This is a genomic window from Pseudomonas sp. DP-17 (genome assembly GCF_022380625.1).
Taxonomy (GTDB): Bacteria; Pseudomonadota; Gammaproteobacteria; order Pseudomonadales; family Pseudomonadaceae; genus Pseudomonas; species Pseudomonas nitroreducens_A.
In genome coordinates this window covers 335,522-354,638 of record NZ_JAKSXG010000014.1, presented here as the reverse complement: position 1 = coordinate 354,638, position 19,117 = coordinate 335,522, and the positions used below count along the sequence as shown (strand labels likewise).

Here is a 19,117-nt window from a genome sequence, read left to right as displayed (position 1 = left end):
GTCCGCGATGAGTCCGCACCGCGCCGGAAACCATCGCGGACGGAGTCCGCTCCTACGTAAATCCGAGCGCCGGAAGAAATTCGGCCATAAAAAAACGCCGCGATTCCAAAGGAATCGCGGCGCTCTCTTGACCGAACCGTCGGACGCTGCTTACTTCTCGACGAAGGCACGCTCGATCAGGTAATCCCCCGGCTCACCCATGCGCGGGGAGATCTGCAGGCCGAAGCTGTTCAGCACTTCGCTGGTCTCGTCGAGCATGCTCGGGCTGCCGCAGATCATCGCGCGGTCGTCCTGCGGGTTCATCGGCGGCAGGCCGATGTCGGCGAACAGCTTGCCGCTGCGCATCAGGTCGGTCTGGCGGCCCATGCTGTGGAACTCTTCGCGGGTCACCAGCGGGCAATAGATCAGCTTCTCTTTCACCATGTCGCCGAAGTACTCGTGCTCCGGCAGGACCTTGGTGATGAAGTCCGCGTAGGCCAGTTCGCTGACCCAGCGTACGCCGTGGACCAGGATGACCTTCTCGAAGCGCTCGTAGACTTCCGGGTCCTGGATGACCGACAGGAACGGCGCCATGCCGGTGCCGGTGCTCAGCAGGTACAGGTGCTTGCCAGGCTTGAGGTCGTCCAGCACCAGGGTGCCGGTGGGCTTGCGGCTGACCATCAGCTCGTCGCCTTCCTTCAGGTGCTGCAGACGCGAAGTGAGCGGACCGTCCGGGACCTTGATGCTGAAGAATTCCAGGTGCTCTTCGTAGTTCGGGCTGGCGATGCTGTACGCGCGCATCAGCGGACGACCGTTGACTTCCAGGCCGATCATCACGAACTGGCCGGTCTTGAAGCGCAGACCCGGATTACGGGTGGTCTTGAAGCTGAAGAGGGTGTCGTTCCAGTGGTGCACGCTGAGAACGCGCTCGGTGTACAGGTTGCTCATCAAGGACTCCTAGAGAAACGTGGCGCACCCCAGCAGATCCCGGACGTAGCGCAATTGCGCGACATTTTATAGGCGGCGACAATATCCGCAAAATAAATTATCTGGATATTGCTAATCCAAAACACAGATAAGGCCACTGAGTCGCCGCGAAAGGATACCGTCAGGTGCTTCCTACACCGGGGTGACGAAATGTCGCACTGCCCTCTCCGGAGCCCCTCTGAATGAAGTTCACCCTGCGCCAGCTCGAAGTCTTCGTCGCCGTCGCCCAGCAGGAAAGCGTCTCCCGCGCTGCCGAGGCGCTGTCCATGTCACAGTCGGCCACCAGCACCGCGCTGGGCGAGCTGGAGCGGCAGTTCGACTGCAAGCTGTTCGACCGCTCGGGTAAACGCCTGACCCTTAATGCCCTCGGCCGCCAGCTGCTGCCCCAGGCGGTTGCACTGCTCGACCGGGGCAGCGAGATCGAGAACATGCTCAACGGCAAGAGCGCCTTCGGCTCGCTGGACCTGGGTGCCACCCTGACCATCGGCAACTACCTGGCGACCCTGCTGATCGGCACCTTCATGCAGCGCCAGCCCGACTGCCGGGTGCGCCTGCACGTGCACAACACTGCCCACGTGGTGCAGCGCGTGGCGCACTACGAGCTGGACCTGGGTCTGATCGAAGGGGACTGTCAGCACCCGGACATCGCAGTGCAGCCGTGGATGGAAGACGAACTGGTAGTGTTCTGCGCACCGCAGCACCCACTCGCCCGTGAAGGCCGCGCGAGCCTGGAGCGGCTGACGGAGGAGGCGTGGATCCTGCGCGAACAGGGTTCGGGGACGCGGCTGACCTTCGACCAGGCCATGCGTCACCACGTGGAGCCGCTGAACGTGCGGCTGGAGCTGGAACATACCGAGGCGATCAAGCGTGCGGTGGAATCGGGGCTGGGGATCGGCTGCATCTCGCGCCTGGCCCTGCGCGACGCCTTCCGCCGCGGCAGCCTGGTGGCGGTGGAAACCCCCGACCTGGACCTGCGTCGGCAGTTCTACTTCATCTGGCACCGGCAGAAGTACCAGACCGCGACCATGCGCGAATTCCTCGAACTGTGCCGCAGCGAAACCGCCGGGGTGACCCGCAGCGACGACATCGTCCTGCCGATGATTCCCTGACGCGAAATCGGGCTGTGTGCAGGGCGGATAACCTGGAACCGGTGATCCGCCCTGCGCGGCGGATACCTTGCCGTGCTATGCGCCCTTCAGAGCGATCGGCCGAGCATTCTTCAGCCTAAAAGAACGCCTGCCCAGGTCACGGTAATGATGGTCAGCGCCACGAACTGGGCAGCGCTGCCCATGTCCTTGGCGTTTTTCGACAGCGGATGGCGCTCCAGCGAAACCCGGTCCACCACCGCCTCGATGGCGGAGTTGAGCAGTTCCACGATCAGCGCCAGCAGGCACACCGCGATCAGCAGCGCGCGCTCGCCACGGGTGACGTCGAAGAAGAACGACAGCGGGATCAGGATGACGTTGAGCAGCACCAGCTGGCGGAAGGCCGCTTCACCCTTGAAGGCGGCGGCGAAGCCAGCCAGGGAATAGCCGGCGGCATTGAAGATGCGTTTCAGGCCGGTCTGGCCCTTGAAGGGGGAAGCGGACACGTGCGGTTCTCACAGGCAAAGATCGCGGCACTCTATACCAGCGATCGTCAAAAAGGGGTCAAGGCCATTACAGAATGTGACATCCCGAAGCCGGGATGTGACGGGCCTCAGGCCCCCGGCACCGATTCCATCTGCGCCAGCAGCAGCGCCGCCTGGGTGCGGGTGCGCACGTTCAGCTTGCGGAAGATCGCAGTGACGTGTGCCTTCACGGTGGCCTCGGAGACACTCAGCTCGAAGGCGATCTGCTTGTTCAGCAGGCCCTCGCAGACCATGGTCAGCACGCGGAACTGCTGTGGGGTAAGGCTGGCGAGACCGGCGCTGGCAGCGCGCACGTCCTCGCTCATCTCGGTCACGGCATCCACCTGCGGCGGCCACCAGACCTCACCGTCGAGCACCGAGCGCACAGCCTGCTGCAGCACGCTCAGTTCACTGGACTTGGGGATGAAGCCGCTGGCGCCAAACTCGCGGGAGCGCTGCACCACGGCGGCATCTTCCTGGGCCGAGACCATCACCACCGGAATCTGCGGGTACTGTCCGCGCAACAGCACCAGGCCGGAGAAGCCGTAGGCGCCGGGCATGTTCAGATCCAGCAGTACCAGGTCCCAGTCGGCCTTCTCGTTCAGGCGAGTCTCCAGCTCTGCGATACTTGCCGCCTCGGACAGTCGCGCCTCGGGGCCAAGACCGATGGTCAGGGCCTGGTGCAGGGCACTGCGGAACAGCGGGTGATCGTCAGCGATCAGGATCTCGTAGGAAGCCATGAATTTTCCTTGAAGGCCGCGCCTAAGTCCGCCGTGGATAACGGCCAGGCTTGCGCAGGAAAGGTCGGAGCACGGATAGAGCACTACTTGTCACATTGTACGCAAAGACCACCCTCGGTGTCCGCCGCGAATACATGCCAGGCAGTACTTACACCCTCGCCTGAAAGCCCCTGCCACTGTGCCCGCCGACACAGGCCTCCCCTTTCCAAAGGCCCGTCGTTGCGGCAGAGTTCCGCTTTTTTTCCTGCCCGTTACGAGAACAAGATGAAAAGCCATGCGCTGCGCGCCGATTTCCTGATGCTGTTTACCGCGATGATCTGGGGGGTCTCCTTCGTCGCGCAACGCCTCGGGATGGATGCCATCGGTCCCTTCCTCTATACCGGCCTGCGCTTCACCCTTGGCGCCCTGGCGCTGCTGCCGCTGCTGGCCTGGTCGAGCAAGCGCGGCGCCCAGCCGTTCAACCGAGGCATGATCCTGGCCGGCCTGGCCATCGGCACCGCGCTGACCGTTGGAATCAACCTGCAACAGGTCGGCCTGATGTTCACCAGCGTGACCAACTCCGGCTTCATCACCGGCCTGTATGTGATCATCGTGCCGCTGCTCGGCCTGCTGATCGGCCATCGCGCCGGCATGGGTACCTGGCTGGGCTGCGCACTGGCCGTGACCGGCATGGCGATGCTGAGCATCGGGCCGGGCTTCCACGTCGCTTCCGGCGACTGGCTGCAGCTGACCGGCGCCTTCGTCTGGGGCGGCCACGTGCTGCTGGTGGGCCTGTTCGCCAGCCGCTACGACCCGATCCGCCTGGCCTTCCTGCAGTTCGCCACCTGTGCGGTGGTGAGCATGATCCTGGCGTTGGTATTCGAGGAAATCCATCTGGACGCCATCATCCAGGCCGGCCCCGCCCTGCTCTACGGTGGCCTGTTCGGCGTTGCCACCGGCTTCACCCTGCAGGTCATCGCGCAGAAGCACGCCATTGCCTCCCACGCGGCGATCATCCTCTCGCTGGAAGCCGTGTTCGCCGCCATCGCCGGCGCACTGTTCCTCAACGAGACCCTGCATGTGCGTGGTTATTTCGGCTGCGCGCTGATGCTCGCCGGCATGCTGGTCGCTCAGCTGTGGCCGAAGAAGGCCGAGCTCAAGGCCGCCTGAGGCAGCAGACTCCCCGGTAGGAGCGGACTTCGTCCGCTCCTACGCCCGTCTTGGTTGCAGGAACGCGCCATGCGCGTGATCGCGTGCAGGGCACGCTCCTGAAGGTTGAACGCCGATGATCCGGTTCAGTGCCGGATAAAGGGCTTCAACGCCTGATGCGCCGGGCTCTGCTCGTCCAGCGGCTGCTGGCGCTTGGAGCCCAGGTAGCGCTCGCTGAACACATCCAGGTAGGCATCCAGTGCGTCCCCGGCGCGCCGGTCGCCGGCCAGGCCCAGGCATAGCGCGGCAACCTCCGCGGTGCACAGGTGCTCGTCGAACTTGGAGCGACGCAGGCGATAGCGCGACAGCGCGTCGGGGGTGATGCTCAGCACCGGGAAGCGGTCCAGGTACGGGCTCTTGCGGAACATCTTACGCGCTTCGTTCCAGGTGGCGTCGAGCAGGATGAACAGCGGGCGCCTGCCGTCCTGCGGCGCCACCGTGGTGACCACGCGCTCAGGCTGGACGAACTCACCGGGGAACACCACGTACGGCTGCCATTGCGGGTCGTCGAGCAACGCCAGCAGCGCTGGGTCGACTTCGATACGCGACCAGCCGAAGGCCCAGGTCTCAGGCACGGTTTCGGCGATCAGCCAGCCCGTATTGCTCGGCTTGAGCGGTTCGGTGTCGAACATCACCAGGCACATCGCCGAGTTGGACTGGACCTGCGGGCGTAGGCTGCACATGCAGTAGTTCGGCCGCAGGCGGCAACCTGGGCAGCGCGGCGAGCGCGAGCCACGGGCGAAAAACGGCTTGATGCAGCGGGCCAGGCGCTCATCGCGAAGGCGGGCGACGGCGTGGCTCATGCTGCAGCCGCCGGGATGTGGGAAAGCGGACGGGACATCGAAGGCTCAAACGGGACGATGGTTGCGGACCGCCGATTGTACCAGAGCCCTGGCTAGCCCCCTCGCACCACCGACTGTCGATCGGCACGGCGAAGAATATGCCTCCTTCCTTGACCCATTTGGCGACCCTGCAGGCCGGATAGCGGCCTGCGGCAATCGAATCTCGGCAGGCAGGTCGTTTTCAGGGACAATAGGCGGCTGTAATGGCCCGCGAACCCGGAAGGTTCGCCACGGTCGAATCGGCACCATTGTCAGGAGATGCCCATGCTGCGCCTCACCGCCCTCGCCCTCTGCCTCGTCATTCCCGTCGCGCATGCCGCGTCGAAGAAGGACTTCGAACTGACCCAGACCCTGGAAAAGGTCGCCAAGGAAAGCAGCGAAGGCACTCCGCGCGCGATCAACGAGGACATCCTCGACCAGGGCTACACCGTCGACGGCCCGCAGTTGATCAACCACCTGAGCGTGCGCGCCAGCCATGCCGAGCGCATGCGCGAGAACCCCGACAGCGTGCGCAGCCAGCTGGGCGACAGCGTCTGCAGCAACACCGCCTACCGCCAGCTGCTGGCCGAGGGTGCGATCCTCACCTACAGCTTCACCGAGTACAAGACCAACGCGCCGGTCGCTACCGAGCGCTTCGACGCCGGCAGCTGCAAGATCAAGCTGAAGAAATAAATCGCACCCATGCTCGACAAGGAACAGTTGCTGAAGATCGCGCGCACGCCGATGCCCTTCGGCAAGTACCAGGGCCGCATGCTGGTGGACCTGCCCGACGAGTACCTGCTGTGGTTCTACAAGAAGGGCCAGTTCCCGCCCGGGGAACTGGGCCGGCTGATGCAGTTGACCCTGGAACTGAAGATCGACGGCCTCGACGGCCTGATCAAGCCGCTCAAGCGTTGAGGCCCGCGCAACCGCCCACCGACGGTTGCGCCAGCGCCCGTCAGCGCAGGACGGCCGGGTTTTCCTTGCCGGCCACCGCTGCCGCTTCGTCCGGCGCCAGCAAGGCGCTGCGCGGCACGTCCAGCAACCGCGCGCAGGCTGCCAGCACGTGGGCCCAGCTGCAGCGGTTGGCGAACAGCATGCCGGCCTCGTCCAGCGTACCGCCCTGGTTGCGGTAGCCCAGCACCGCCGTCTTCAATGCATCCGGCAGGATCGGCCAGAGGTGCCCGCGCGCCACTTCCGGGCGCATGTGGGTGAGCAGCACACGTCGTTCGTAGTGATCGGGGAACAGCCGCATGGCGATGGACTCATCCGTCAGCGCTTGCAGCTCCCAATTGTCACGCGGCGCGCGGAAGCGCCCCGGCTCCTGCAGATAGACCAGCCGGTAAGGATAACCCGCCTCCTCCAGCCGCAACGCGGCGCGACGCATCTCGGCCAGTTGGTAACTGCCGTTGGCGATCAGCAGCAACGGCTCGGCACCGGGGTGCTCGTCCATCAGGATCGCGCCATCGCGGGCCAGTTGCTCGGCCTGGGCCTGGGTGAATACCGATGGCCGCTCGCGCTTGGGCACTACGACGCAGGCCAGTTGCCCGCGACTGCGGTAGATGTCCGGCAACAAAGCCAGGTGGCTGTTGTGGTCAGCCGGGAAGACCACCCGCACCATGTCGCTCATCTCGCCCAGCAGCGCTTCGCAGAAGGTGGTGTCCTGGTGCGACTGCTGGTTCTTGCCGTTCTCCCAGGTGTGCGATGTCGCCACCAGCGGCCAGCCTAGCCAGCCCGCCGCCCGCCCGGCTTCCTTCTGCTGGCGCGCGAAGATCAACGCCTGGCGCACCGCGCCGAGCATCTTCACGCAGAAAGCTTCATAGCTGGCCACCAGGTTCAGTCCGCCCTGGTTGGCCAGGCAGGCGGAAACCACCGCTTCCTCGTTGAGCGCAGTGATAATCCGGCCATCCACCGCCTCCAGATCGTTTTCCGGCTCGCTCACCCGGTGCCGCAGCGCCTTGAGCACGCTGCCCAGACGATTGCTCGCCAGCTCGTCCGGGTTGCCGACACGAGCGCGCAGGTCCGGGTTGGCGCTGCACAGATCGACATAGAAACGATCCAGTGCGGCCATAGGCGAGCATTCGTCGTTGCGGTAATGCAGCGGCGGAATCGAAGGCTCGATGGGCCTACGCACAGCCAATGGGTTGTCCCGCTCCAGCACCCTGCCTTTGCGCGACGCAGCGAACAGGCCACAGGCCCCGGCGAGCTCTTCCGGCTCGACCCAGAGCGGCGCCGCATGCTGGTTGAACAGGTCGCGCGCTTCGTCATCCACGCTGGGGTTGCCCGGCAACGGCAGGTTGTGCGCCGCGTTGCTGCCGGCACCGTAGAAGCCGTAGCCCTTGGTCGTCTCGGCAATGCCATAGGGAATCGGCAGCGGATAGCGCAGGATGCCGCGCTCCTTCTCGTCGACGCGGTGTTGCAGACGCTCTTCCATTTCCCACAGGGCGCAGACGAAAGCCGCCGGGTCACGGCCGTCGAAACTGATCGGATCGAAGCCGCAGCGACGCAGGTGCAGCCTGAAGCCTTCCAGTCCTTCGTGGGTGCCCAGGTCGGTACGCTGCTCGATGCGCCGGCCATTGGCGATCATCACCGGCAGCGCCGCGCCGCAGTCCTCGGCGCGCCACCAACGGGGAATCCAGTCGCTGCCGCGCTGCTCTTCGGCGGCGCCATCGGAGAGGAAGGCGACCAGGGTCTCGCCCGGCAACGGCATGTGCGCATACATCAGCTCGGCGAACCCGAGGTAGCCGCCTTCGGCAATGCCGCCGGCCGTGTGCGGATTGACATGGCTGCCCAACGGCGCGGCGACCTTGCCTTCGGGCGTCTGGGCGTAGCTGTAGAAGTCCTGCACCAGCCGGTCCAGCCCCGCCTCACCGTCGCCGTAGGCAGCGGCCTGTTCCGGATGCAGGTTACCGGTGAGCACATTGAGTGCATCGATTGCCGCCACACAATGCCCCTGGCCCATCAGCCAGCCGCGGGTCTTGCCGCTCAGGGCATTCAGGGCGAGGTAACCGGCATAGGCCGGCACCATGTTGAGCGCACCGCCGGTATGCCCCTCGGGCTGCGCCTTGAAATCCTCGGCCTGCAAGGGTGCGCCATCGAGACGGACGCGCCTGGCGTAGGTCATGTGCACCACCAGCCAGAGGCCGGCGCAGGTCAGGCAGTCCAACGCGCTGAATAGCCGATAGACACTGGCCAGATCAGGCTGCAGGCCGTACTGGACCAATTGATGAGCGACACGAAAGACCGCCGCCTGGGTCTGCACGCTATGCTGAAGCGGACCACGGCCTCGCAGCCAGCGGGCATATTCCGGCTCGACTGCCGCATGGGCGGCAAGCTCCTCGGGGCTTGGCAGGATCTGTGACATGTCGGCTCTCCCTTGGCTATAGCGGAAAGTCTAGGTCGCCACAGATCGGACGGGCGCTGACATGTATCAACGACCGTCCCGACCAATCGGGCAAGGCTGAAAGAAATTTCCCACAAGGAGACGACATGGCGCTTCTGACCTTCATCGGCGCGATCCAGGAAGTCACCGGTTCCTGCTACCTGCTGGAAACCCGCGATGGCATCCGCGTGCTGCTCGAATGCGGGATGCGCCAGGGGCGCAGCGGCAACCAGGGCACCCGCGAAAACGAGGCGACCAACCGCACGCCCTTCCCCTTCGATCCGAAGGAACTGGACGCCGTCGTTCTGTCCCACGCCCACCTCGACCACAGCGGCCTGTTGCCGCGCCTGGCGAAGGAAGGCTACAAGGGGCCGATCTACGCCACCGAATCCTGCTGCGACCTGCTGGAGCTGATGCTGATGGACTCTGCGCATCTCCAGGAAAAGGACGCCGAGTGGGAGAACAAGTGGCGCGCGCGCCTGGGCAAGCCGCCAGTCACGCCGCTGTACACGGTGGAAGACGCTTCCCGCGCCCTGAACCAGCGCCGCCGCGTCAGCTACGGCAGCACGGTGGACGTGGCGCGGGGCATTCGAGTGACCTTCCACAACGCCGGGCACATCCTCGGCTCAGCCATCGTCGAGCTGGAAATCCATGAGTTCGGCTCGACCCGCCGTCTGGTGTTCTCCGGCGACCTGGGCAGCACCTGCTCCCCGCTGATGCGCACGCCGACGCCGCTCACCCGCGCCGACGTGGTACTGCTGGAATCCACCTACGGCGACCGCGACCACCGCGATGCCAACGACACCCTCCTGGAGCTGGCCGGCATCCTGCAGCGCGCGCAGAACGAGGGCGGCAACGTGCTGATCCCGTCGTTCGCCGTGGGCCGCACCCAGGACCTGATCTACTACCTCGGGCGCTTCTACCAGGAGGGCCGCCTGCCGCAGCAGGTGGTCTACCTCGACAGCCCCATGGCGGCCCGAGCCAACAGTATCTATCTGCAGCACATCGGCGAGATCGCCGACGTCGATCGCGAATACATGCGCGGCACCGGCACGGCCCAGGTCGGCGAGTGGCTGCCAATCCTGCGCACCACCCAGAGCGCCGACGAATCCATGGCGCTGAATCGCATCAAGAGCGGCGCCATCATCATCGCCGGCAGCGGCATGTGCACCGGCGGGCGCATCGTCCACCACCTCAAGCACAACCTCTGGCGCGAGGAGTGCCACATCATCTTCCCCGGCTTCCAGGCCAAGGGCACGCTGGGCCGTGCCATCGTCGACGGTGCGCAGACCGTGCGCATCCTGCGCCAGCGCATCAGCGTGAAAGCGCAGATCCATACCCTCGGCGGATTCTCCGCTCACGCGGGACAATCACAATTAATTCAGTGGGTTGGCCACTTCGAGAACAAACCCGAGCTATACCTGATACATGGCGAGCGGGAAAAGATGGATGCACTCAAGGGTGCACTCCAGGATCGCCTGAACTGGACGGCCAACATTCCGGAGCCTGGAGACCGGATCGCCATCTGAAATCGAGGCCTCACCGACTGTCACACCCCGCGTGCCAGACTGGGCTGGCCTCCTGCTGAACCCTGCGCGTGCGGCGAAGCGCCAATGCACCAACGCCAGAGCCACCCTGCGTGGCCGGCGCCGCCCATGGACAGGCGATCAGGGGTTGATGAACAAGGAGTATCAACATGCCCTATGAACCCGACGACTACCTCTCCAGACACTTCCAGACCAGCGGCACCGACCTTGCGCAGAAAATCGAGGAACTGGCCGAACTGGCTGCCCCCGGCAATAGCCAGAACCTGCCGCTCTACCGCGAGATGCTCACCACCGTGGCCCGCATGGCCCAGGCCGACCGCAACCGCTGGGACGCCAAGATCATGCTGCAGACCCTGCGCGAGATGGAGCACGCCTTCAGCACCCTGGAGCAGTTCAAGCGTCGCCGCAAAGTCACGGTTTTCGGCTCGGCGCGCACGCCGGCCGACCACCCCGTTTATGCCCTGGCCCGTGAACTGGGCGAAACCCTCGCGCGCTATGACCTGATGGTCATCACTGGCGCTGGCGGCGGCATCATGGCTGCCGCCCACGAAGGGGCCGGGTTGGAAAACAGCCTCGGCTTCAACATCACCCTGCCCTTCGAACAGCACGCCAACCGCATCGTGGACGGGACCAGCAACCTGCTGTCGTTCCACTTCTTCTTCCTGCGCAAGCTGTTTTTCGTGAAGGAGGCCGATGCCCTCGTGCTCTGCCCCGGCGGCTTCGGCACGCTGGATGAGGCGCTGGAAGTGCTCACCCTGATCCAGACCGGCAAGAGCCCGCTGGTACCGGTGGTCCTGCTCGACCAGCCGGGCGGGCATTACTGGGATCACGCCCTGGAGTTCATCAAGGAGCAGTTGGAGGACAATGGCTACATCCTGCCCAGCGACATGAACCTGATGACGCTGGTGCACACTGCCGAGGAAGCCGCCGAGGAAATCGCCCAGTTCTATAGCAACTTCCACTCCAGCCGCTGGCTCAAGGACCGCTTCGTGATCCGCCTCAATCACCCGCTGAGCGTACGGGCACTGCAGTTGCTGGAGCGCGAATTCGGCAGCCTGTGTGTCACCGATGGCTTCCACCAGCAGCCCTACAGCGAATCCGAACTGGATGAGCCGGAATTTTCCCATCTCACCCGCCTGGCCTTTGCTTTCAATGGCCGCGACCAGGGGCGCTTGCGGGAGCTGCTGAACTTCATCAACCAGCCGGAAAACTGGGAGCGCTGATTTTCCGAACGCAGAAACGATGAAGGCACCCTGTTGGGTGCCTTCATCGTTCAATCATCTGATCGTCGACCACTGAGAAGCCGGCTGATGGCTTCCATCGAGTAGCCTCTATAGCTCAGGAACCTGCCCTGCTGGGCTCGCTCGCGAGCATCCTGCGGCAGCCGGGCGAACTTGCGGCGCCATGCTTCACGCAGGTTTTCGTTCCAGTCGACGTCCGACTCATTCAGCGCACCGTCAATCTCGCCACGGGGCAAACCGCGCTGCGACAGCTCCTCGCGAATCCGTACCGGACCGTATCCGGCTCGCGCACGGCTGGCAATGTAGCTCTCCAGGTAACGACTTTCGTTGAGCAACCCCTCCTCCGCCAGACGGTCGAGAGCGGGGTCGATCAGGTCCTGCGTCGCACCGCGTTGCCGCAGCTTGCGCGAGAGCTCAGCCCGGCCATGCTCGCGTCTTGCCAGCAGGTCCATGGCGACCCGCCGCACCGCGACGGGGTTATCGAGCTCGACGGCCATCGGCTATCAGTAGTCGGCTTCAGCTTCTGCTTCGGCTTCCGCCGCGGCGAGCTCAGCCTTGGTCGGCGGAGTCTGCTTGGACAGCAGCTGATCACGGATAGCCTTGTCCAGAGTGGTGCAGACTTCGGCGTTGTCTTCCAGGAACTTGGCGGCATTGGCCTTGCCCTGACCGATCTTGCTGCCCTGGTAGCTGTACCAGGCGCCGGACTTCTCGATCAGGCCCAACTGCACGCCCAGGTCGATGATCTCGCCGGTACGGTAGATGCCACGGCCGTACATGATCTGGAATTCGGCCTGGCGGAACGGCGGAGCGACCTTGTTCTTCACGACCTTGACGCGGGTTTCGCTGCCGACCACCTCGTCACCTTCCTTCACAGCGCCGGTACGGCGGATGTCGAGACGGACCGAGGAGTAGAACTTCAGCGCGTTACCGCCGGTGGTGGTTTCCGGGTTGCCGAACATCACGCCGATCTTCATGCGGATCTGGTTGATGAAGATGACCAGGCAGTTGGCGTTCTTGATGTTGCCGGTGATCTTGCGCAGCGCCTGGGACATCAGGCGGGCCTGCAGGCCGACGTGCTGATCGCCCATCTCGCCTTCGATTTCGGCTTTCGGTACCAGGGCCGCCACGGAGTCGACAATGATCACGTCAACGGCGTTGGAGCGCACCAGCATGTCGGTGATTTCCAGGGCCTGCTCGCCGGTGTCCGGCTGGGAAACCAGCAGGTCATCAACGTTGACACCCAGCTTGCCGGCGTAGTCCGGGTCCAGCGCGTGTTCGGCGTCGACGAAAGCGCAGGTGGCGCCGATTTTCTGGGCCTGGGCGATGACCGACAGGGTCAGCGTGGTCTTACCCGAGGACTCCGGACCATAGATCTCGACGATACGGCCGCGCGGCAGACCGCCGATGCCCAACGCGATGTCCAGGCCCAGCGAGCCGGTGGAGATGGCGGGAATCGCCTGGCGCTCATGGTCGCCCATGCGCATGACCGCGCCTTTGCCGAATTGGCGTTCGATCTGTCCCAGGGCCGCAGCCAGGGCGCGCTTCTTGTTGTCGTCCATTGAAGTCCTCGCGAAGTCAGGCGGCCGGGCGGCCACGAACAACTGTATAAGTAGCCAGTATTATTCCACAGGGCAAGCCGCTCGCCTACCCCTGAATGGGATTTTCCCCGTCCGCCAGTCGCAACAGCCCTTCCAGAGCGGTCGCCACGGTCTGCCGGCGTACAGCTTCCCGATCACCGGCATAAAGACGGCGTTCGCTGAACACCTGTTCGCCTTTCCTCCAGGCCAGCCAGACGGTGCCCACCGGTTTCTCGGCAGAGCCGCCGTCCGGCCCGGCAATTCCGCTCACCGCCACGGCAATATCCGCCCCGCTACGCGGCAGGGCGCCGGCCACCATCGCCTCCACCACTTCCCGGCTCACGGCGCCGACTCGCCCGAACAACTCGGCCGGCACGTCCAGTTGGCGCGTCTTCTGGTGGTTGGAATAGGTGACGTACCCCGCCTCGAACCAGGCGGAGCTTCCGGAGATACGCGTGATCGCCTCGGCGATCCCTCCACCGGTGCAGGACTCGGCCGTGGTGACGCGCAGCCTGTTGGCGGCGAGCCGCGCGCCCAATCGGGATGAGAGGTCAGTAATAAAGGAATCGGTGACGGGCACAGTGCGCTCCGGGGTTAAAGAAGGCCAGGCGGATACCGTACACTAGGCGCTTTTGCATGTTGAAGCCGGACAGCCAGAAGCCATGAGTCAGAGCGACCTCTCCGCCCACACACCGATGATGCAGCAGTACTGGAAGCTGAAGAACCAGCACCCGGACCAACTGATGTTCTACCGCATGGGCGACTTCTACGAGCTGTTCTACGAGGACGCCAAGAAGGCCGCCAAGCTGCTGGACATCACCCTGACCGCACGGGGCCAGTCGGCCGGCAATTCCATCCCCATGGCCGGCATTCCCTTCCATTCCGCCGAGGGCTACCTGGCCAAGCTGGTGAAGCTCGGCGAGTCGGTGGTGATCTGCGAACAGATCGGCGACCCGGCCACCAGCAAGGGACCCGTAGAGCGCCAGGTAGTGCGCATCCTGACTCCCGGCACCGTCAGTGACGAAGCGCTGCTCGACGAGCGCCGCGACAACCTGATCGCCGCCGTACTGGGCGATGAGCGCCTGTTCGGCCTGGCCGTTCTGGACATCACCAGCGGCCGCTTCAACGTCCAGGAAATAAAAGGCTGGGAGACCCTGCTGGCCGAACTGGAACGCCTGAATCCCGCCGAGCTGCTGATCCCCGACGATTGGCCACAGGGCCTTCCGGCGGAAAAGCGACGGGGCTCGCACCGCCGCGCACCCTGGGACTTCGATCGCGACTCGGCGAAAAAGAGCCTGTGCCAGCAATTCGGCGTACAGGACCTCAAGGGCTTCGGCTGCCAGGAGCTGACCCTGGCCATCGGCGCCGCCGGCTGCTTGCTGACCTACGCCAAGGAAACCCAGCGCACCGCCCTGCCCCACCTGCGCAGCCTGCGTCATGAGCGTATCGACGACACTGTGATCCTCGACGGCGCCACCCGTCGCAACCTTGAGCTGGACATCAACCTCGCAGGCGGTCGCGACAACACCCTGCAATCGGTGGTCGACCGCTGCCAGACTGCCATGGGAAGCCGACTGCTGACCCGCTGGCTGAACCGCCCGTTGCGCGACCGCGCCGTGCTCGAAGCCCGCCAGGACTCCATCACCTGCCTGCTGGAGCGCTATCGCTTCGAAATCCTTCAGCCGCAACTGAAGGAAATCGGCGACGTCGAGCGCATCCTCGCCCGTATAGGTCTGCGCAACGCCCGCCCTCGCGATCTGGCCCGCCTGCGAGATGCCCTCGCGGCGTTACCCGCATTGCAAAGCGGCATGACCGAGCTTGAGGCTCCGCATCTGGGCGAACTTGCCAACAGCATTCGCACCTACCCGGAACTGGCGGACCTGCTGGCCCGCGCAGTCATCGAGAACCCGCCAGCCGTGATCCGCGACGGCGGCGTCATTGCCCGCGGCTACGATGCCGAGCTGGACGAACTGCAGATGCTCAGCGAGAACGCGGGGCAGTATCTGATGGACCTCGAGACTCGCGAAAAGGCCCGCACCGGACTGCCGAATCTGAAAGTCGGGTACAACCGCATCCACGGTTACTACATCGAACTGCCTCGTGTGCAGGCCGAACAGGCTCCGGCCGACTACATCCGTCGCCAGACCCTGAAGGGCGCAGAGCGCTTCATCACCCCGGAACTTAAAGCCTTCGAAGACAAGGCACTGTCAGCCCAGAGCCGCGCCCTGGCTCGCGAGAAGCAGCTCTACGAAGAACTGCTGGAACTGCTGATCGGCCAACTGGCACCGCTGCAGGATACTGCCGCCGCCCTGGCCGAACTGGACGTGCTGTCCAACCTGGCCGAGCGCGCGCTGAACCTCGACCTGAACCGCCCGCGCTTCGTCGAAGAGTCCGGCATCCTCATCGAGCAGGGCCGCCACCCGGTGGTCGAGCAGGTGCTGGATACACCCTTCGTCGCCAACGACCTGAACCTCGACGAGGACACCCGCATGCTGGTGATTACTGGCCCGAACATGGGTGGTAAATCAACCTATATGCGGCAAACGGCGCTGATCGTGCTGCTTGCGCACATCGGCAGCTTCGTACCGGCCGCGCGTTGCGAACTGTCTCTCGTGGATCGCATCTTCACCCGGATTGGCTCGTCCGACGACCTCGCCGGCGGTCGCTCCACCTTCATGGTGGAAATGAGCGAAACCGCGAATATCCTGCATAACGCCAGCGACCGCAGCCTGGTCCTCATGGATGAAGTGGGCCGCGGCACCAGCACCTTCGACGGCCTGTCGCTGGCATGGTCCGCCGCTGAACATCTGGCCAGACTGCGCGCATTCACTTTGTTCGCGACTCATTATTTCGAGCTGACCGTGCTGCCCGAAAGCGAGCCTGCGGTGGCCAACGTTCACTTGAACGCCACCGAACACAACGAGCGCATCGTGTTCCTGCACCATGTACTGCCGGGGCCGGCCAGCCAGAGTTACGGCCTGGCCGTCGCCCAACTGGCCGGCGTGCCGGGTGCGGTAATTCAGCGCGCCCGCGAGCATCTGTCGCGCCTGGAGACCACCAGCCTGCCTCACGAAGCACCGCGCTCGAGCGATCCGAAAAGCCCGGCGCCACTGCAGAGCGACCTGTTCGCCAGCCTGCCGCACCCAATAGTCGAAGAGCTGATGCGTGTCAGCCCCGATGACCTGACGCCGCGTCAAGCTCTCGAATTGTTATATGCATGGAAGATGCGGGTCTGACGGACCACTGGACAAGCTGCTAGAATCGCGCGCGCTTAGCCGCCCGCCTGAGGAGAAAATTAGAAATGACCTTCGTCGTCACCGACAACTGCATCAAGTGCAAATACACCGACTGCGTGGAAGTATGCCCGGTGGACTGCTTCTACGAAGGCCCGAACTTCCTGGTCATCCACCCGGATGAGTGCATCGACTGCGCCCTGTGCGAACCGGAGTGCCCGGCACAGGCTATCTTCTCCGAGGACGAAGTCCCGGATGGCATGCAGGAATTCATCGAGCTGAACAAGGATCTGGCCGATGTATGGCCAAACATCACCGAGAAGAAGGATTCTCTGCCGGACGCCGAAGAGTGGGACGGCAAGCCGAACAAGATGCAGTACCTGGAGCGCTGATCTTCAGCACCTCCAGAAATGGAAAAGGCCCGCCTAGCGCGGGCCTTTCTGCATCCGGGACATCATTTTCTGCAGGCAAAAAAAGGGGCGGGATAACCCGCCCACTCTTTCTTCCCTTCTTCATCATCCTGATGAACCGCATCCTGCGGGGGTCCTGACCGACATCCTTACCGGCCTGCGCCTTTCCGTGTACGCAGGAGTGATATTACCCGCATGCCGGAACGCGGCAACTGGGGCATTTCGGCGCACTTACCGCTTCCGGTGCCCGATCACCGAAATAAAATTATTATAAAACAACAGGTTACTGAAATAAGAGGTTAGAGCTGGCTACACTTCAGGCTGAACACTCACACACCGTGTAAGCGAATGCTTACATCGCAACGCATAAAAAAGCCCGGAATCACCCGGGCTTTTTCGTTGTCGACCTGGACGCTACTGGAACAGTGCGTCGCTCGACAGGCCGTTTTTCTCGAGGATCTCGCGCAGGCGCTTGAGCGCTTCGACCTGGATCTGCCAAACGCGCTCACGAGTCAGGCCGATTTCCTGGCCGACCTCTTCCAGCGTGCTGCTTTCATGGCCACGCAATCCGAAGCGGCGAATCACCACCTCGCGTTGCTTGTCGGTGAGTTCAGATAGCCACTGGTCGATGCTCTCACTCAGATCGTCGTCCTGCAGCAGTTCGCAGGGATCGGTGGGGCGATCATCGGTCAGGGTGTCGAGCAGGGTCTTGTCCGAATCCGGGCCAAGGGAAACATCTACCGATGTCACCCGCTCGTTCAGACCAAGCATCCGCTTGACCTCTTCCACCGGCTTCTCGAGCAGGTTGGCGATTTCCTCGGGCGACGGCTCATGGTCCAGCTTCTGGGTCAGCTCGCGAGCGGCCCGCAGATAGACATTGAGTTCCTTCACCACGTGGATCGGCAACCGGATGGTGCGGGTCTGGTTCATAATGGCCCGCTCGATAGTCTGACGAATCCACCAGGTTGCGTAGGTGGAGAAGCGGAAACCGCGCTCGGGGTCGAATTTCTCCACCGCGCGGATCAGCCCGAGGTTACCCTCTTCGATCAGGTCGAGCAGGGAAAGGCCGCGGTTGACGTACCGTCGCGCGATCTTCACCACCAGACGCAGGTTGCTTTCGATCATTCGCCGCCGGCCGGCTGGGTCGCCCTTCTGCGCAAGGCGCGCGAAGTGGACTTCTTCTTCCGGAGTCAGGAGCGGCGAGAAACCGATTTCATTCAGATACAACTGGGTCGCGTCGAGCGCCCGAGTGTAGTCGATGTGCTTGTGTTGCTTGAGAGAGGAGAGTGAGGTGGCTTTAGGAGTAACTCGAAGCGATACCTGCTCTTCGGCAAATGACTCTTCGAGGATGACGCCGGGCTCCAGCAGGAGCACTTCATCATCGACGTCAAACTCCGGCCCTTCTTTTTTAAGTGCCATGTCGTTATCCCTTGCTGAGTTCGACAACAAGCCCCGGTGCGACCTTATCCTTAGGACACCTGGGCCCGCTCACCCACGCAGGGGAACAGCAAGCGTCAACGACTTGGCAGGTATTGCAGCGGATCTACAGGTTTACCCTGGCGGCGAATCTCGAAGTGCAGCTTCACCCGGTCAGTCCCTGTGGAGCCCATCTCGGCAATGTTCTGCCCGACTTTGACCTGTTGCCCTTCCCGCACCAGCAACCTGCGGTTGTGACCGTAGGCGCTTACGTAGGTATCGCTGTGCTTGATGATCACGAGTTCGCCGTAGCCCCGCAAACCACTACCGGCGTACACCACCGTGCCATTAGACGCAGCCAGGACAGGCTGGCCCAATTGCCCGGCTATATCAATCCCTTTATTCAAACTGCCGTTTGATGCAAAACGTCCGATAAGAGTGCCATTGGTTGGCCAGATCCACCCCCCGGGAGCCGCTCCTGCTACAGCCGGAGTTCCGCTGCTGACGGGCGGCTGCGCAGAATTGGTGGCGCCAGGAGTGGTCGGTTTACTGGCACTGGAGGGCGGCGTAGCCGGTTTGTTGACGACTACTGGCGCGACAGGCGTGGTGTTTTTAGCGACAGACGGTGTTTTCGACGAGCCGCCATCGAAGCGAATGGCCTGGCCAGGACGAATGGTATACGGAGCAGAAATATTGTTGCGCGCCGCCAGGGCTTTCCAGTCCCAGCCGTAGCGGAAAGCAATGGAATACAGCGTGTCGCCAGGACGCACCATGTATTGGCCGCTGGTGACAGTCGGCTTCTGCTGGGCGTTGCGGTCCACCACCGTCGTGGTGCTGCGTGAAGTCGAAGAACAGGCCGCCAGCAGAGAGCAGACGGCAATGGCCACCACAGCGTGGCCCAGGCCCTTGATCCAGTTCCGTTGACACAGGGTCGCTGTCAAGCTCACCCATCCCCCTTATCCATGAATTAACGTCCAGCCTCACTGG

18 protein-coding genes are annotated in these 19,117 nt (G+C 63.6%); 8 read left to right on the top strand and 10 right to left on the bottom strand.

The features are described 5' to 3' along the window. Positions 1-150: 150 nt before the first annotated feature. A complete protein-coding gene (fpr, locus tag MJ122_RS23775; protein ID WP_017517998.1) occupies positions 151-927 on the bottom strand; it encodes a ferredoxin-NADP reductase in 777 nt (258 codons plus the stop codon). 221 nt (positions 928-1,148) lie between these two features. Between fpr and MJ122_RS23770 the strand changes: the two genes are divergently transcribed. Further along, on the top strand, positions 1,149-2,075 hold the full coding sequence (locus tag MJ122_RS23770) for a LysR family transcriptional regulator (protein WP_239746227.1): 927 nt from the start codon (positions 1,149-1,151) through the stop codon (positions 2,073-2,075). A gap of 110 nt (positions 2,076-2,185) precedes the next feature. On the opposite strand, the gene MJ122_RS23765 is transcribed toward MJ122_RS23770, so the two are convergent. Then, entirely contained in the window at positions 2,186-2,557 is a 372-nt protein-coding gene (locus tag MJ122_RS23765) for a diacylglycerol kinase (protein ID WP_088417982.1), read from the bottom strand. Between the two features lie 107 nt (positions 2,558-2,664). Further along, entirely contained in the window at positions 2,665-3,315 is a 651-nt protein-coding gene (gene erdR, locus MJ122_RS23760) for a response regulator transcription factor ErdR (protein ID WP_239746226.1), read from the bottom strand. A 264-nt stretch (positions 3,316-3,579) separates the two neighbouring features. On the opposite strand from erdR, the gene MJ122_RS23755 reads away from it, so the two are divergent. Further along, complete coding sequence (locus MJ122_RS23755; protein WP_239746225.1) at positions 3,580-4,464, top strand: DMT family transporter; 885 nt, start codon at positions 3,580-3,582, stop codon at positions 4,462-4,464. Positions 4,465-4,589: 125 nt separating this feature from the next. Here the strand turns inward: MJ122_RS23755 and MJ122_RS23750 are convergent, their stop codons facing one another. Then, on the bottom strand, positions 4,590-5,306 hold the full coding sequence (locus MJ122_RS23750; protein ID WP_239746224.1) for a tRNA-uridine aminocarboxypropyltransferase: 717 nt from the start codon (positions 5,304-5,306) through the stop codon (positions 4,590-4,592). Between the two features lie 303 nt (positions 5,307-5,609). On the opposite strand from MJ122_RS23750, the gene MJ122_RS23745 reads away from it, so the two are divergent. Further along, positions 5,610-6,017 (top strand): quorum-sensing-regulated virulence factor family protein, encoded by a 408-nt coding sequence (locus MJ122_RS23745; protein ID WP_017518004.1) that lies wholly within the window; start codon positions 5,610-5,612, stop codon positions 6,015-6,017. Positions 6,018-6,026: 9 nt separating this feature from the next. Next, complete coding sequence (locus tag MJ122_RS23740) at positions 6,027-6,242, top strand: DUF3820 family protein (RefSeq protein ID WP_017518005.1); 216 nt, start codon at positions 6,027-6,029, stop codon at positions 6,240-6,242. 40 nt (positions 6,243-6,282) lie between these two features. Here the strand turns inward: MJ122_RS23740 and MJ122_RS23735 are convergent, their stop codons facing one another. Further along, positions 6,283-8,688 carry a xylulose 5-phosphate 3-epimerase gene (locus tag MJ122_RS23735; protein ID WP_239746223.1) on the bottom strand — a complete coding sequence of 802 codons (2,406 nt, stop codon included), beginning with the start codon at positions 8,686-8,688 and terminating at the stop codon, positions 6,283-6,285. Positions 8,689-8,813: 125 nt separating this feature from the next. Between MJ122_RS23735 and MJ122_RS23730 the strand changes: the two genes are divergently transcribed. Next, positions 8,814-10,235 (top strand): MBL fold metallo-hydrolase, encoded by a 1,422-nt coding sequence (locus tag MJ122_RS23730; RefSeq protein WP_088417977.1) that lies wholly within the window; start codon positions 8,814-8,816, stop codon positions 10,233-10,235. 167 nt (positions 10,236-10,402) lie between these two features. After that, on the top strand, positions 10,403-11,476 hold the full coding sequence (locus MJ122_RS23725; protein WP_017518008.1) for an LOG family protein: 1,074 nt from the start codon (positions 10,403-10,405) through the stop codon (positions 11,474-11,476). Between the two features lie 50 nt (positions 11,477-11,526). On the opposite strand, the gene recX is transcribed toward MJ122_RS23725, so the two are convergent. From recX to MJ122_RS23710, 3 genes are all read right to left on the bottom strand, one after another. Beyond that, positions 11,527-11,991 (bottom strand): recombination regulator RecX, encoded by a 465-nt coding sequence (gene recX, locus MJ122_RS23720; RefSeq protein ID WP_088417976.1) that lies wholly within the window; start codon positions 11,989-11,991, stop codon positions 11,527-11,529. Between the two features lie 6 nt (positions 11,992-11,997). Beyond that, positions 11,998-13,053: a recombinase RecA gene (gene recA, locus MJ122_RS23715; RefSeq protein WP_081517917.1), complete on the bottom strand. Its 1,056-nt coding sequence runs from the start codon at positions 13,051-13,053 to the stop codon at positions 11,998-12,000. 85 nt (positions 13,054-13,138) lie between these two features. Next, positions 13,139-13,651: a CinA family protein gene (locus tag MJ122_RS23710; RefSeq protein ID WP_239746222.1), complete on the bottom strand. Its 513-nt coding sequence runs from the start codon at positions 13,649-13,651 to the stop codon at positions 13,139-13,141. A gap of 82 nt (positions 13,652-13,733) precedes the next feature. Between MJ122_RS23710 and mutS the strand changes: the two genes are divergently transcribed. Beyond that, complete coding sequence (gene mutS, locus MJ122_RS23705; RefSeq protein WP_239746221.1) at positions 13,734-16,307, top strand: DNA mismatch repair protein MutS; 2,574 nt, start codon at positions 13,734-13,736, stop codon at positions 16,305-16,307. Between the two features lie 65 nt (positions 16,308-16,372). Continuing rightward, positions 16,373-16,696 carry a ferredoxin FdxA gene (fdxA, locus tag MJ122_RS23700; RefSeq protein ID WP_015476292.1) on the top strand — a complete coding sequence of 108 codons (324 nt, stop codon included), beginning with the start codon at positions 16,373-16,375 and terminating at the stop codon, positions 16,694-16,696. A 432-nt stretch (positions 16,697-17,128) separates the two neighbouring features. On the opposite strand, the gene rpoS is transcribed toward fdxA, so the two are convergent. Both rpoS and MJ122_RS23690 read right to left on the bottom strand, forming a co-directional pair. Beyond that, positions 17,129-18,133 carry an RNA polymerase sigma factor RpoS gene (gene rpoS, locus MJ122_RS23695; RefSeq protein ID WP_239746220.1) on the bottom strand — a complete coding sequence of 335 codons (1,005 nt, stop codon included), beginning with the start codon at positions 18,131-18,133 and terminating at the stop codon, positions 17,129-17,131. 95 nt (positions 18,134-18,228) lie between these two features. Beyond that, a complete protein-coding gene (locus MJ122_RS23690; RefSeq protein ID WP_239746234.1) occupies positions 18,229-19,059 on the bottom strand; it encodes a peptidoglycan DD-metalloendopeptidase family protein in 831 nt (276 codons plus the stop codon). Positions 19,060-19,117: the final 58 nt, after the last annotated feature.